General features: G+C 60.5%; 14 protein-coding genes and 1 pseudogene. 11 read left to right on the top strand and 4 right to left on the bottom strand.

Annotated elements, in window-relative coordinates; translation table 11 throughout:
* Nucleotides 1-5: 5 nt before the first annotated feature.
* The 4 genes and pseudogenes from mobA to AC1Q6J_RS09340 form a co-directional block, all read right to left on the bottom strand.
* Entirely contained in the window at nucleotides 6-635 is a 630-nt protein-coding gene (gene mobA, locus AC1Q6J_RS09355) for a molybdenum cofactor guanylyltransferase MobA (RefSeq protein ID WP_492279043.1), read from the bottom strand.
* Nucleotides 628-1542 (bottom strand): formate dehydrogenase accessory sulfurtransferase FdhD, encoded by a 915-nt coding sequence (locus AC1Q6J_RS09350; RefSeq protein ID WP_492279042.1) that lies wholly within the window; start codon nucleotides 1540-1542, stop codon nucleotides 628-630. The genes mobA and AC1Q6J_RS09350 overlap by 8 nt, the downstream gene beginning before the upstream one ends.
* Before the next feature lie 3 nt (nucleotides 1543-1545).
* Nucleotides 1546-2376 (bottom strand): annotated as a pseudogene (locus AC1Q6J_RS09345) (Mrp/NBP35 family ATP-binding protein); the annotation flags it as partial.
* A 60-nt stretch (nucleotides 2377-2436) separates the two neighbouring features.
* Nucleotides 2437-4476, bottom strand: coding sequence for a 4Fe-4S binding protein (locus tag AC1Q6J_RS09340; RefSeq protein ID WP_492279041.1), 2040 nt, complete (start codon nucleotides 4474-4476; stop codon nucleotides 2437-2439).
* 147 nt (nucleotides 4477-4623) lie between these two features.
* Here AC1Q6J_RS09340 and AC1Q6J_RS09335 point away from each other — a divergent pair, with 147 nt between their 5' ends.
* From AC1Q6J_RS09335 to mobB, 11 genes are all read left to right on the top strand, one after another.
* The gene (locus tag AC1Q6J_RS09335) at nucleotides 4624-5376 is read left to right on the top strand and encodes a biotin/lipoate--protein ligase family protein (protein ID WP_492279040.1); all 753 of its coding nucleotides are present in this window, start codon (nucleotides 4624-4626) and stop codon (nucleotides 5374-5376) included.
* 7 nt (nucleotides 5377-5383) lie between these two features.
* Nucleotides 5384-5941, top strand: a complete 558-nt coding sequence (locus tag AC1Q6J_RS09330; RefSeq protein WP_492279039.1) for a DUF6505 family protein — start codon at nucleotides 5384-5386, stop codon at nucleotides 5939-5941.
* Nucleotides 5938-6957, top strand: a complete 1020-nt coding sequence (locus AC1Q6J_RS09325; protein WP_492279038.1) for a DUF6352 family protein — start codon at nucleotides 5938-5940, stop codon at nucleotides 6955-6957. Before AC1Q6J_RS09330 ends, AC1Q6J_RS09325 begins: the two co-directional genes overlap by 4 nt.
* A gap of 25 nt (nucleotides 6958-6982) precedes the next feature.
* On the top strand, nucleotides 6983-7492 hold the full coding sequence (locus AC1Q6J_RS09320) for a DUF3305 domain-containing protein (protein ID WP_492279037.1): 510 nt from the start codon (nucleotides 6983-6985) through the stop codon (nucleotides 7490-7492).
* The gene (locus tag AC1Q6J_RS09315) at nucleotides 7489-8196 is read left to right on the top strand and encodes a DUF3306 domain-containing protein (protein WP_492279036.1); all 708 of its coding nucleotides are present in this window, start codon (nucleotides 7489-7491) and stop codon (nucleotides 8194-8196) included. The genes AC1Q6J_RS09320 and AC1Q6J_RS09315 overlap by 4 nt, the downstream gene beginning before the upstream one ends.
* A gap of 112 nt (nucleotides 8197-8308) precedes the next feature.
* Nucleotides 8309-9097, top strand: coding sequence for a Cro/CI family transcriptional regulator (locus AC1Q6J_RS09310; RefSeq protein WP_492279035.1), 789 nt, complete (start codon nucleotides 8309-8311; stop codon nucleotides 9095-9097).
* 42 nt (nucleotides 9098-9139) lie between these two features.
* The gene (locus AC1Q6J_RS09305; RefSeq protein WP_492279034.1) at nucleotides 9140-9370 is read left to right on the top strand and encodes a hypothetical protein; all 231 of its coding nucleotides are present in this window, start codon (nucleotides 9140-9142) and stop codon (nucleotides 9368-9370) included.
* Between the two features lie 13 nt (nucleotides 9371-9383).
* Nucleotides 9384-12350 (top strand): formate dehydrogenase subunit alpha, encoded by a 2967-nt coding sequence (locus AC1Q6J_RS09300; RefSeq protein WP_492279033.1) that lies wholly within the window; start codon nucleotides 9384-9386, stop codon nucleotides 12348-12350.
* Between the two features lie 14 nt (nucleotides 12351-12364).
* Nucleotides 12365-12961 carry a formate dehydrogenase FDH3 subunit beta gene (fdh3B, locus tag AC1Q6J_RS09295; protein ID WP_006019899.1) on the top strand — a complete coding sequence of 199 codons (597 nt, stop codon included), beginning with the start codon at nucleotides 12365-12367 and terminating at the stop codon, nucleotides 12959-12961.
* A 79-nt stretch (nucleotides 12962-13040) separates the two neighbouring features.
* A complete protein-coding gene (locus AC1Q6J_RS09290; RefSeq protein ID WP_492279212.1) occupies nucleotides 13041-14051 on the top strand; it encodes a formate dehydrogenase subunit gamma in 1011 nt (336 codons plus the stop codon).
* Between the two features lie 83 nt (nucleotides 14052-14134).
* Nucleotides 14135-14662, top strand: a complete 528-nt coding sequence (gene mobB, locus AC1Q6J_RS09285; RefSeq protein WP_492279032.1) for a molybdopterin-guanine dinucleotide biosynthesis protein B — start codon at nucleotides 14135-14137, stop codon at nucleotides 14660-14662.

Genomic DNA, 14662 nt, shown 5'->3' with positions numbered 1-14662 from the left:
CCGGATCAGGCGTCATCGAACGCTGCAAGTTGCTCGGCCTCTGCGACGTCTTCGACGGTGTTGGCGTTGAAGAACGGATCGATCGGCTTGTCCGGCCACGTCACTGTCGCCAGTTTGTAGCGGGCGGTCCAGCGATCGATCTTGCGCATGTCTTCCATCACCAGCGCGTGCCTCAGTTCACCACGCAGCGTGACGCTCCAGAGTCCGATTACCGGATGGGTTTGCTCGCCGGAGGCTGCGACCGCGAGCTGCGCACCTTCCTCGATGCGGGCACGTTGCAATCGTACAACCAGATCGCGCGGCAAAAATGGGCAGTCCGTTGCCGCGCTGAGTACCCATTCAACATCCGGCCTGTGTGCCGCCGCCCAGTCGAGCGCTGTCAGGATGCCGGCGAGTGGGCCCGCAAATCCTTCGACAGTGTCTGCAACGACAGGAAGCCCGAATGCAGCGAACCGCGCAGGATCGCCGTTCGCATTGAGAATGAGTCCGTCGCATTGCGGCGCGAGCCGCGCGATCACACGTTCGAGGATGGTACGGCCGCCGATGGTTTTCATCGGCTTGTCGCCGCCGCCCATGCGACGCGCCAGTCCGCCTGCAAGGAGAACACCGAGTGTCGATGGCCGGTCCTCAGTCATCGTCGCTGCCCTTGCGCCGATGCCGCGCGGATTCCTCGGCGACGAATTCCAGGCTTTGGTCGAAGACGATCCGTTCCTGTCCCGAAAGCGCGATGAATCGCTTGCCCTTGGTCCGGCCGATCAGTGTCAAACCCACTTGCCGTGCAAGTTCGACACCCCACGCCGTGAACCCGGAGCGTGACACCAGAATGGGAATGCCCATTCGCACTGTCTTGATCACCATTTCGGAGGTGAGGCGCCCGGTGGTGTACATGATCTTGTCGGCGACATGGACCTTGTGCCGCCAGGCCCAGCCGGCAATCTTGTCGACTGCATTATGCCGCCCAACGTCTTCCATGTAACAGATCGGTTCGCCTTCCTTGCAGAGCACGCAGCCATGGATGGCGCCGGCTTCAAGATAGAGCGAGGGCGCGGTGTTGATGGCGTGGGTCATTTGATAGAGCCACGACGTCCGTAGCTCTGCCTCGGGCAGGACTGCGCCTTCTATGGCCTCCATCAGATCGCCGAATGCTGTGCCCTGTGCGCAGCCGGAGGTGAGCGTTTTTTTCCTCAGCTTCTCTTCAAAATTGGTGCCGCGCTCGGTGTAGACAACGACGACCTGGAGATCGTCGTCGTAGACCACTTCGGTCACGACATCGTCGAGCTTCAGCATGTTCTGGTTGAGGAGATAGCCGAGTGCGAGATATTCGGGATAGTCGTTTATCGTCATCATGGTGACGATCTCCTGCGAGTTCAGGTAGAGGGTCAGCGGCCGCTCGACGGGTACGCTGATCTCGATGGGAGCGCCAGTCTGGTCGATCCCCATGACGCGCTCGGTGAGGCGCGAATTCTTCGGATCCGGCATCACGCGCGGTGCAGACTCATCTTCTCTTGCAAGGTTCGGTATGGCCTGAATTGTTTCCGTCATGGCTCACTCGATCACGATACGCGGCGCGGGTCTGGCCGCGGTGCCGGTGGTGATGGATGTCCAGAGCTGGCGCGCGATGCCGATATAATGCTTCGCATGAACGCCGTCAGGATCGGTGGCGACGATCGGACGGCCGTCATCGGATGTTTGACGTATAGCCATATCCAGCGGAATTTCGCCGAGAAAGGGGATGCCGCGTTTTTCCGCGTCAAGCCGCGCTCCGCCATGGCCGAAGATCGGCGTGACATGGTTACAGGCCGGGCAGCAGAAGCTCGCCATGTTCTCGATCAGACCCAAGATCGGGATGTTGACCTTCCTGAACATCTCAATACCGCGACGTGCGTCGATCAAAGCGATATCTTGTGGCGTCGAGACGATAACCGCGCCCGCCAGCGGCGTCTGCTGCGCCATCGTAAGTTGTGCGTCGCCGGTGCCTGGCGGCAGATCGACGACGAGAATATCGAGATCATTCCATGCGACCTCGCGAAGCATCTGCGTGACGGCCGAAATCACCATCGGCCCGCGCCAGACCATGGCGTTGTCTTCCTCGACCAGAAATCCGATCGACATTACCTTGACGCCGAAACGCTCCAGCGGTTCAAGCATGCGCGGGCCAAGCATGCGCGGTTTGCCCCGCAGGCCGAACAGCTTCTGCTGTGACGGGCCGTAGATGTCCGCATCGAGAATGCCGACTTTCAGTCCTAGCGCCGCGAACCCGAGTGCGAGATTGCACGAGGTCGTCGATTTGCCGACGCCGCCCTTGCCGGAGGCCACGGCAATGACGTGCTTCACGCCTGGAATGCCCGCGGCCTTCGATGTCGCGGCTGGGTTCGGGGTGGTATGGCTAACTGACAAATTCGATCTCCCGACCGGTTGCGTTCACGGCGCGCCGGTTCATTGCGATCCGAAGGGATCGTTCTTTTTGGTTTCCCGTGCGTGCAGATAATCCTCGGTGGACATCACGGGCGGTCGTTGGGGTGCGGCGTGCGGATCGAAGCTCTCGTTGACGACGGCCTCCACCCGGCAATCCGCGCACATCTTGATGACATCGAGCCGCCGCGCGTTGGCGCCCTCGAACATCCAGTGCTTCTCCTGCAACTTCGATAGCACGCGCTCGATCGAGCTCCTGGTGCCGAACGGCGCGCCGCAAGCGATGCAATGGAAGGGTTCTTCTTCCTTCAGCACGCGCAGCGGTGCATTCCACGCCTGGAAATCGAATCGCGGTTCCAGCGTGATCACATTCTCAGGACAGGTAGCTTCGCAAAGTCCGCACTGAACGCAAAGGCTTTCGGTGAAACGCAGCATAGCCCGGTCGGGATTGTCGGAGAGCGCGTTTGTCGGGCAGGCGGTGACGCAGGCGTGGCAGAGCGTGCAGCCCTCGACATTCAACTGAACGGTGCCGAATGGTGCGCCGGCCGCGAGCGGAACGACATCAACTGGAGAAGGTGCGGCGAGATGCAGTTCCCGGAACATGGTTTCCAGCACGCCGCGTTTGGCGCCGCGCGGAACAAAACTCGCCGGATTCGATGAAGAAACTCCGGGCGGCATGGCCTCGAGCATTGCGCGCAACTGATCGGGATCGTCGGTTTCCAGAACGCGGACGAGGCCTTCGCCGAAGCCAAGCGCAGCGGCGATCATCCCTGACATATCGGCGGTGCGGCGCAGTCCGGCCGTTTCGTGCCGGGGCTGCGCGCGCAACAGGAGGGCGACGCCTGTGCCGCCATAGGCGAAGACCGCTGCGAGGGATTCCGGTCCGAGCTGCGTGACTTCGTTGACGCGAACCGGAAGCACGTTGGCCGGCAGGCCGTCACCGAACCGCGCCAGCGCATCGATCAACGGCTCGCCATGGTCGCCGTCGTGAAAGAGCACCACCGCCTGTTCGCCGCCCGCCTTGCGATAGGTTTGCAGCAACGCGCGCAGGCGGCGCATCAATGCATCGGCGCTCGGCAGCGCATAGGATGCGGCGCCAGTCGGGCAGACCGAAGCGCAAGAGCCGCAGCCGGCGCATACGTTGGGATCGATCGCGACGGCATTTCCATTCGGCGTGATCGCGCCAGTTGGGCACAGATCGAGGCAGCGGGTGCAGCCGGTAATGTTCGAACGCGAATGCGCGCAGAGCGATTCCTCGAAATGAATGAAACGCGGTTTGTCAAAGGTACCGACGAGGTTGCCGGCGTCCGCAATCGCCCTCTCGACAGCGGCGCGGTCGCGCGGGTCGGCACGCAGATAACCGGGCCGCAATTCATGCGCCGGAAACAGCGGCAGGCCGCCGCTGAGATCGAGAATCAGGTCACAGGTCGACATTGCGCCATCGCGCGAAGCGCCGAACACGAGCTTGCTCCGCGAGGAGGGCGCCGGCAAAGCGTAGTCGTCGATGGCGAGCTCAAAATTTCCGAGATATCCGCGCGCATTGCGGACCGTACCTTTCAGCACGGGAAATTCGTTGACCGCACGCGGCGTGATATCGCCGGGTTTAGTGAGAATGACGGTAATGTCGAGGCGCTCGGTGAGGCGCCTGGCCGCGTCGATGGCAACGTCGTCATGGCCATAGATCAGCGCGACGCCGCCGCTTTCCAGCGTGACCATCGAAATCGGAGGCATTTCTTCCGAGGCTGCGGCAATCAGCGCCGCGGCTTTCGGGCCAGCCGCCGCTGCATCCTTCGACCATCCGCCGGTTTCGCGAATGTTGACGAAGGTGAGGGGGACGTCGGGAAATTCCTCGGCGACCTCCTTGAAGAGCGGTGCTTCCTGCGTACACGCTACCGTGATCGCTTCGCCTTCCGCGAGCGCCACCTTGAACTGGGCGAGGTCCAGACCGCAGAGCTGGTTGGCCTGTGTCATGTGCGCCGCACACCCGCGCCCGATTGCCTGCGCATCGAGTGGCATGGTCTTTTCGCAACTGCAAACCAGAAGGCGGGGCTTTGCGCTGTTCATGATCTGCAACCTTGACCCTTGGCGTCTGCTCAGAGTGGCTATTTCAACCATATGGTGCCGCGGTAACGGCTCGCGCAAGCACCCCGCCGCCTTGACCGGGATAGCATAGACTGCCCAAATACAAAGAGCTTAGGGAAATTTTCTACGATGATGGTTTCGCGCGCGCCGCAAGCGGAACAACCGCTCGATCTGCCTCCGGGCTATACGCTCGTATCGCTTCGCGAGTATGGCGATGCGTTTGCGCACGGTTGCAACATCGCCGCCGAAGCTGGCGCAGGAACACTGGTCTGGGTCCGGCGCTACGATCTGGTTGAGTTCGCCGTCGTGCTTGAGCCGGACGAGTCGCTGGCGTCGGCGCGCCGGGCGTTCTTTGCCGGGATGAATGCGATAGGGGACGCTATTGCGGTGCATTGCCCGCCGGAGCGGGAGGTGCAGTTCACCTGGCCGGATACGATTCTGTTCGACGGCGGCGTGCTGGGTGGCGGGCGGCTTGGCTGGCCAAAGACCTGTCGCGAGGATGAAGTTCCGGACTGGCTGGTGTTTGGCGTCATCCTGCGCGCCGCAGACATGGCACATGTCGAGGAAACCGTTGCGGCGGGCGGCGTTGCCCTGCTCAACGAAGGGTTCGAGATGGTCGAGACCGAGGCGATCATCGGAAGTTTCGCCCGCCATCTCATGGCGGCGTTCGATCGGTGGAACGAGCGAGGTTTCGAGCCGATTGCGCGCGATTATCTGGAGCGGCTTACAAAGCAGGCGGCCGGCCAGCGGCGCGGGATTGACGTCAACGGCGATCTGCTCGTCAGTGCGGCGAAGGGGCCACCGGAGCGCCACAACCTGCTCGACGGGCTGGCCAGGGTCGCATGGTATGATCCAGAATACCGCGCCCCGAAACTTGGGTGAGGCGGACATGCTGAAACTGCCGCGCACCATCAGGCTCGATCCCTCGGACACATTTGTGTTCGATCATGCAGCTGAGCCCGGCGAATGGGCGGTATCCGGCGCGTTCGTGTTCTGCGACAGCGATCCGGTGACCCTCGGCCAGAAACAGCGGGTCGCTCTGAGATCTGGTTTTCTCGGAATCGAGAGTCTCGGCTGGTCTACGCTTGCGGTCGTGACCGAGGCATCCGAGGGCGAGCGGCTCGCTATGATCGAACGGCTGGCAACGCAACTATTGGCGAAGTTTGGCGCGCCGAATATTGAGGCCGCGCGCGCTGCTGCTGAGGAGGAAGTCGCATTCGCAGCTTCGCTGTGTGATCACCCGCCACAAACATTGCTGGCGGTCGCCAGAAGCGTCGAGAACGGAGAAATTCGCGAACGTTTCCGGACGTTGAAGCCGCGCGCGGCCGAACCGGGCGGGGATCGATTGCACACCCATGCGCGCGCCTTTACCTTTCATGAGGTCGAAGGCGACGAACCGGCCGAGGAAGTCGATCTTCTTGGGCTTACAAAGACGGATCGGACATGAGAGAATTCTGGGTTGCTTCAGGCCATCATCTGACGCGCCGAGCCGATCATGGCGGGCTGATCGCGACGCCGGAACTGATCATGGCGTACCTGGCGCGGCCGGAACTGATGCCGCCCGACGATGCCTGCGACGCCGAGCGGGATCTGCATGCGAGCCTGCTGGCGGACCCGCTTCGTCCGGTATCCCAGACCGACATTGCCGCGCTCGCCGACGCTGACGCGCGCGAGAACTGGACGTTCATGACGGCGTTTCGCGATCGGCTGATGGCGGCGCCTTCGCTTGAGGCCGTGTATGTGGCGCTGGCACGCAAAGGCGCCGGCGATTTGCCGCCGATCTTTCTCTCGCAACTGTGTCATCTGATCCTGCGCAACGCGCTTGAAGGTTGCGACGATCCGTATGTGTTGCGCGCGGCCGAATTGTTCTATCGGAGCCAGAAAGCCACGATTCACGATGGCGCGCTGTTGCTTGCCGACGCCGAAATCGTTGAGGCCCAGCATCATGCACAGCATGATCTTCATACCTCTCCGCTGACCGCCATGCTCCAACCGCAGGCCTTTGGCGAGATGGATGTTATGGATGATGAGAATGCCTGGACCTATTGGTCTCGATCCGACGCGCACGCGATGGTTATGAATTTTGGCGGCAATCCGAAAGCGCGCGATGCGCTCTGCCGGGTGATAGAACGATGGATATCCCATCTTCTGGGTATTGCTGTGAAAGTGGAATCTGTCGGGTCTATCGAGGACCGCGACTGGCGGTGGTTCGTCGGGCTCGACAGCGAAGGAACCCGGATCGGAAATGCGCTCTGGAATGGAGATACGCCCGGCGCAGATGCCGCCGAACGGATCGTTGCGCTGATGCGCATGACGTTCGAAGATGCGCGTTTCGTGGATGAACGCGTCGGCAACAAGCCCGTCTATCTCATTCTGGCGATGGGCGCGGACAAGGTGGTGCGCCTGAAGCCGCAGAATCTTATCGCGGGCTTGCCGCTTACGTCAGCGGCGAATGTTGCCTGACTAACCAGTAACGGGAGGTCCAGATATGACCGAAGCGTCCCGTGAAGTCGGCGTAGTGCTCCGCCGTCGCACCATCGACAATCCTTGGATCGACCACATGTGGTCGCCCGTCTCGATTCTCGAGACGGTGCCTGCCACCGCGCCCTGGACGGTCTTGTCGCAAGAAGCCGATACGACACTGTATTATGCTGGCGCCGCATTCATCGATCTGTTCAGTGCTGACACGGCCAGCTACCGCGACAATCTTGTCGAGGGGGCGCCGCAAATATGGGTCGCGCTGCGGCACCAGGACGGTGGACCTGAACTCGAACTGACCAAGGTCACCGCCGATCCGACCGAGGGTGAGGCGATGTTCGAAAGCGGCACCGATGTTATCGGTACTGTACCGATGCCACCGGAGATTGCGACATGGATCGCGGCCTTTGTCGATGAATTCCACGTTGAGCAGGTGTTCCACAAGCGCAAACGCGATCAGGCAAATGTCGACCGCAGGCGCGGCAGCGATCCATCCGGCGGGCGGAAGGACAGCGCATGAGTCAAGACGAGAAAGATAACGAGAAGAGTTTTCTCTCACGATGGTCGCGGCGCAAGCAGGATGCGAAGCAGTCAGAGGTCGGCGGTACGGCTGAAGGATCGGCCGAAGACGCCGAAGTTTCTCCCGCGCCAGTTGTTGAAGGTGATGCCGACGAACAGTTCGATCTCTCAAGCCTGCCGAAACTGGAAGAGATCACGGAAACCACCGACATAACCGGATTCCTGCGCAAGGGTGTGCCCGAAAGTTTGCGGAATGCCGCCTTGCGGAAGTCCTGGGCACTGGACCCTGCGGTTCGCAACTACGTCAACCCGGCGCTGGACTATGCATATGACTGGAACACGCCGGGCGGTGTGCCGGGAAACAGCGAGATCGCGGCCGGCACTGATATCGCGAAAATGGTTTTGCAGATTATAGGCGGCGAATCGTCCAGTACTCCGCGAGCGTCGGATGCCCTGCCGCATAGTGACGCAGCCGCCGCCGCGAGCGACGATTCCGGTATTGATGCGCCGCAAAATTCGGAAGCAGATCTGCCGCTCCAGCAGGTCAGATTGTCCGACGTGTCCACGATCACAACGTCCGTTGCCACTGATTTCAAGCAAACAGAGCAGGCTCGGATCGAAAGCGGACAAGCCGTCGACGAAAACAAATCTAGTGCGTCGCAACATCAGGTGCGGCGACATGGTTCTGCAAAACCAAGGATTTAGACAAAAGTTTTTGAGGCATAGGACGAACCTATGGTACTAATTGGAACTAGAATAATTCTAGCTAATCAGATGCCTGATTTGAAGGCACGGGTGGGGGAACTCGGTTCGTACCATGCGGGACTCAGGATTAGAGCAGGCAATCAAGGCAGCAGGCGGCGTCGCCTCCCTGGCGAGAGCCATTGGAATTGCACAGCCTTCGGTTTCGGCATGGTCGCGTATTCCGGCTGAGAGAGTTCTCGCCGTTGAGTCTTTGACACAGGTCCCCCGTTTCGTTCTCCGCCCCGACCTCTATGGATCAGCCGGGGATCATATGGCAGCGAAATCAGACATCGACGAAATCGACCAGCTTCGCGCTGTGGAGTATGGCTTGCTGTCGTTGCTGCTGGGCAAGGCGCCGACCGCGGACACGTTGTCCAAGGTCGCGATGCTCAAAGGCGACGCGTCCGATCTCGGCATGGCGCATATCGAACTCGCAGCAGCGGCGACGGAGTTTGACGAGCGCGAGATCGCCAAGGAATTTTTCGATCTGTTCATCGGACTGGGGCGAGGGGAGCTGCTGCCCTATGCCTCGTATTATCTCACAGGCTTCCTGCACGAGCGGCCGCTCGCACGCGTCCGTGAAGATTTCGATGTCCTGGGAATCGAGCGCGCTGGATCGGCGCGTGAGCCGGAAGATCACATCGCAATTCTGCTTGAGGTCATGGCCGGTCTTGCGCGCGGCGATTTCGGCACTGACTTCGCGGAGCAGGCACGGTTCTTCGATCGGCATCTGAAGCCATGGGCTGCGCGGATGTTTGCCGATCTCGAAATTTCGCAATCCGTTAAGTTCTATCGCGCAGTCGGGCGCGTCGGCCGCATCTTCATGGAATTGGAAGCAGAGGCTTTCACGTTGTCTGAGTGACGTGAAAACCGAATTGAAAAAATTGACTGGAAGGAGACCGCGATGAGCAAGCCGTCCAACAGCAAGGCATCTCCAGACAAGCCGCAGGATGCGAAGGGCTTGGATCGTCGCCGGTTCTTCATGGTGGGCGGATCGGCTGTCGCTGCCGCCGCTACTGCTGTTCCGCTGGCAACCGAGGCGGAAGCTGACGAGTCGCAGGCCGAGCGCGTCAAGGCTCGCTACAAAGCGGATTCGCCGGACGTCAGAAACTACTATCGCGTCAACCGTTATTGATGGAAGCACGCACATGTTGATCAAGAGAAAAGAAGGAACCGCCGGCCGCGCGCGCTTGCAGGGCGTTGCCGCGGGCCTCGCATCCGGCGTTCTCGATCGCCGAGCTTTCCTGCGCCGCTCAGGCCTCGTCGCGGGTGCTGGCGCGGCTATTGGATTGATGCCGCTCGGATCGGTGCGCAAGGCGCAGGCCGGGCCGAAGATCGTCGGTGCGCCGACGGAAATCAAAAAGAACGTCTGCACACATTGTTCGGTCGGATGCACGGTTATCGCCGAAGTGCAGAACGGCGTTTGGGTCGGTCAGGAGCCGGCTTGGGACAGTCCGATCAATCGTGGATCGCATTGCGCCAAGGGCGCGTCGGTGCGCGAGCTGGTCCACGGCGACCGCCGGCTGAAGTATCCGATGAAACTGGTCAACGGCGAATGGCAGAAGATCGAGTGGGATCAGGCCATCAACGAGATCGGCGACAAGATGCTCGAGATTCGCGCCAAATCCGGCGCTGACTCGGTTTATCTGCTCGGTTCGGCGAAGTTCTCCAATGAAGGCGGTTATCTGTACCGCAAGTTCGCGGCGTTCTGGGGTACCAATTCGATCGACCACCAGGCGCGCATTTGTCACTCGACCACGGTTGCGGGTGTTGCAAACACCTGGGGCTACGGCGCAATGACAAACTCTTACAACGATATTCGCAACTCGAAGACCATCGTCTTCATGGGATCGAATGCCGCTGAAGCGCATCCTGTTTCACTTCAGCACATTTTGACAGGAAAGGAGATCAACCGCGCCAACGTCTTCGTACTCGATCCGCGCTTCACGCGCACAGCCGCGCACGCGACCGAGTATGTGAGATTCCGCGGCGGTACCGACATCGCGGTGATCTGGGGCATGCTGCATCACATCTTCAATAACGGCTGGGAAGACAAGCAGTTCATCGCCCAGCGCGTTTACGGCATGGACCAGATCCGCGCGGAAGTTGCGAAATGGACGCCTGAGGAAGTCGAGCGTGTCACCGGCATTCCCGGCGAGCAGCTGAAGAAGGTCGCTGAAACATTTGCCAAACAGAAGCCATCCACGTTCATCTGGTGTATGGGCGGCACGCAGCACACGGTCGGCACCGCCAATGTTCGCGCCTATTGCAATCTTTTGCTCGCGACCGGCAATGTCGGAGTATTTGGAGGAGGAGCCAACATCTTCCGTGGCCACTGCAACGTGCAGGGCGCGACGGATATCGGCCTCGATATCACTTCGCTGCCGCTTTACTACGGCCTGGTCGAGGGCGCGTGGAAGCACTGGAGCCGTGTCTGGGAGGTCGATTACAACTACCTCCAATCGCGCTTTGACGAAGTGCCGGCGAAAGCCGGGCGTCCCGCCCGCACCCGCAAGCAGAATATGGAGCTGCCGGGCATTCCGTGGACTCGCTGGTTCGATGCCACTCTTGCCAATCCCGACGACGTCGATCAGCGCGACAGCGTGAAGGGCGTGGTCATCATGGGTCACGGCGGGAATACCATCCCGCGTATGACGGAAATGGTGAAGGGGCTTGAGAAGCTCGAACTGCTGGTGGTCGCCGATCCGCATCCCACGACTTTTGCCGCGATTTCCAACCGCAAGAACGGTACCTATTTGCTGCCGGCTTGTACCCAGTTCGAGACATCTGGTTCGCGCACGGCGTCCAACCGTTCCCTTCAGTGGGGCGAGCAGATCGTCAAGCCGATCTTCGAGTCGAAGGATGATTACGAGATTATCTATCGGCTTTCGAAGAAGCTTGGCTTCGCCGATCTGATGTTCAAAAACATCAAGGTGGAGAACAATCGTCCGGTCCCTGAGGACCTTCTGCGCGAAATCAATCGCGGCGGTTTCTCGACCGGCTATTCCGGCCAGTCGCCCGAGCGGCTGAAGGCGCACATGAGGAATCAGGGCAAGTTCGACCTGGTAACATTGCGCGCCAAGGCGGATGAGCCTGAAGTCGGAGGGGATTACTACGGTTTGCCGTGGCCGTGCTGGGGCACGCCGCAGATCAAGCATCCTGGCACTCATACGCTTTACAACACCAACCTTCATGCCAAGGATGGCGGCGGCACGTTCCGTGCGCGCTTTGGTGTGGTGTACGAAGAGAAACAGGCCGACGGTTCGGTGAAGAGCGTCAACCTTCTCGCAGAAGGTTCCTACAGCAAGGGCTCGGAGCTGACTGATGGTTACCCGGAGTTTACCTACGGCGTATTGAAGAAGCTCGGCTGGGACAAGGATCTCACCGAGGCTGAACTCGCCACCATCAACAAGATCGGCGGCAACAATCCGGACGGTGTGGGCTGGGCGGTCGATCTGTCCGGCGGCATCATTCGCGTCACGCTGGAGCATGGCGTGATGGCTTACGGCAACGGCAAGGCTCGCGCAGTGGCGTGGAATTTGCCGGACCCGGTGCCGGTCCATCGCGAACCCATCTACACGGCGCGGCCTGAGCTGGTCGCGAAGTATCCGACGCGGCCTGACGGACGTCAGTTCCGTATGGCCAACCTCGGCTTCTCGATTCAGAAAGCGGCGGTGGACAAGGGACTTGCCAAGCAATTCCCGATCATCCTCACCTCCGGACGTCTCGTGGAATACGAAGGTGGCGGCGAGGAAACGAGATCCAACCGCTGGCTTGCTGAATTGCAGCAGGACATGTTCGTCGAAGTCAACACATCCGATGCCGCCGAGCGCGGCATCAAGGACGGCGGATGGGTCTGGGTGTTCGGTCCGGAAAACGGCTCGAAGGCGCGCGTCAAGGCGCTCGTCACCGATCGTGTCGGCAAGGGCGTCGCGTTTATGCCCTTCCACTTCTCCGGCTGGTTCCAGGGCGTGGATCAGCGCGACAAGTATCCCAAGGGAGCTGATCCGATTGTACTCGGCGAAAGCGCAAACACGATCACGTCCTACGGCTACGACCCGGTCACTGGTATGCACGAGGGCAAAGTGACCCTGTGCCAGATCCAAACGGCGTGAGAGGAGAATAGAAGATGGCTCGCGTCAAATTCCTTTGTGATGCCGACCGTTGCATCGAGTGCAACGCCTGCGTGACCGCCTGCAAGAACGAGCATGAAGTGCCTTGGGGCATCAACCGTCGCCGTGTCGTCACCATCAACGACGGCAAGCCCGGCGAGCGCTCCGTGTCCATGGCTTGCATGCATTGCACCGACGCGCCTTGCGCGGCGGTCTGCCCGGTGTCGTGCTTCTACACGACGGCAGACGGTGTGGTGCTTCACTCGAAGGACCTCTGCATCGGTTGCGGGTATTGCTTCTACGCGTGTCCGTTCGGCGCGCCTCAGTATCCGAAGGTCGGGAACTTCGGCTCGCGCGGTAAAATGGACAAATGCACTTACTGTGCGGGCGGTCCGGAAGCTGACAACTCGCCGGCCGAGTATGCCAAATACGGCGCCAACCGGCTTGCCCAAGGCAAGCTGCCGATCTGCGCTGAGATGTGCTCGACCAAATCGCTGCTCGCCGGCGATGGCGCCATCATTGCCGAGATCTACAAGGAGCGCGTGATGAAGCGCGGCTACGGATCGGGCATGTGGGGCTGGAAGACAGCCTACAGCGATTCTCCGACAGGCTAGGCGGCGTTGCTGAAGGCCTTTCAGCGGCCCTCAGCAGCGTTCGAAGTTGCTCTTGATTGAAAACTGGAAGGTCGTGCCGATGTCGATCTCGCTCTCAACCCTCAAGGCCATATGTACCGCCGTCGCGCTGCTGTTTGTGCTGGCGCAGCCAGCCGCCGCACAACTGTCCTTCAAGCCCACCGCCGATGCTGTGCATGAAGACCAGCTTCTCAAGGCGCTGAAGGAAGGCGACAAGATCACGGGGCGGATCACCATTCCCGATCCCATGGCGTCGAGCTTGATTCAACCAGCCGGAAAGGACTGGCGCGATTTCCAGCGCCACAAGCTTCCGATCATTGGCGGCGTCGCCATCATTGGCATGCTTGCGTTGCTCATCGTCTTTCTCATGGTCCGCGGCCGCATTCGTGTGGAGCGCGGCTTTTCCGGTATCAAGATTCTTCGCTTTGCGAGCTTCGAGCGATTTACACATTGGCTAACGGCGAGTTGCTTTATCATTCTGGCGTTGTCGGGTCTGAATATTAGCTTCGGCCGCGTGCTGATCCTTCCTGTATTCGGTGCGGAAGCATTTTCCACGCTGACTGCGTGGGGCAAGGTCGCGCACAACTATCTCGCATTTCCGTTCATGTTTGGCCTCGTGATTATGTTCCTGATCTGGGTCAAGGATAACATTCCCGGAAAGCTTGATCTCATGTGGATCGGGAAGGGCGGGGGTCTCCTCAAGAGCGGCGAACACCCGCCGGCCAAGCGCTTCAATGCTGGCCAGAAGGGCATGTTCTGGATCGTGATTATCGGCGGCGCGCTGATGTCACTGTCGGGCTGGTTCCTGCTGTTCCCCTACATCCCGGCGAACGTCACTACGCTGCAGTTCTGGACCGTGATCCACGCTGTGATTGCGATGCTGTTTATCGCAGCGATGCTTGCGCATATCTACATCGGTACGGTCGGGATGGAAGGCGCGTTCGACGCCATGGGCACCGGCGAGGTGGACCTCAACTGGGCCAAAGAGCATCACTCGCTCTGGGTCGAAGAGGAGCAGACCAGGGGCCGGGCCCCCGACACTGGCGACCCGCGGGCCATGCCGGCCGAATAATTCCATCTATCGATAAAGCGCATACCTATATAAAGGACTGTCCGGCGCGGCTGGGCGGTCCTTTTTAAGTTTCGGAGCAGGGTATGAAGGTGATTGGTCTTTCGGGGTGGAGCGGCGCAGGTAAAACGACCCTGCTGACCCGCTTGATTCCACACCTTATCTCTGAGGGCTTGCGTGTCTCGACGGTGAAACATGCCCACAGCAATTTTGACGTCGATATTCCCGGTAAAGACTCTTGGCAGCACCGGCAGGCAGGAGCGACCGAAGTGCTGATTTCCTCGGGGCGGCGCTGGGCATTGATGCACGAGCTGCGGGGCGCGCCGGAACCGCCTTTGGCCGAGTTGCTGGCAAAGATGTCACGCGTGGATTTGCTGATCGTCGAAGGCTTCAAGGCTGACCGGCACCCCAAGATCGAAGTGCATCGCGCCGCGAATGGCAAGCCGCTGATGTTTCCCGAAGACCCGACCATCGTCGGCATCGCGGCCGATATCGCGGTGAATACGGTTCTGCCGTCCGCGCTTCTCGATGACATTCCGGCTATCTCACGCATCATACGGGCGGCCGCTGTGCGGATCGAGGACGTGCTTGCCCACGAGGCCGCGGGAGCCTGA

Source organism: Afipia sp. MLSD5-FHT05B12 (assembly GCF_058793355.1).
The sequence above is the reverse complement of the archived record's forward strand: the minus strand, read 5'-3'. Positions and strand labels throughout refer to the sequence as shown.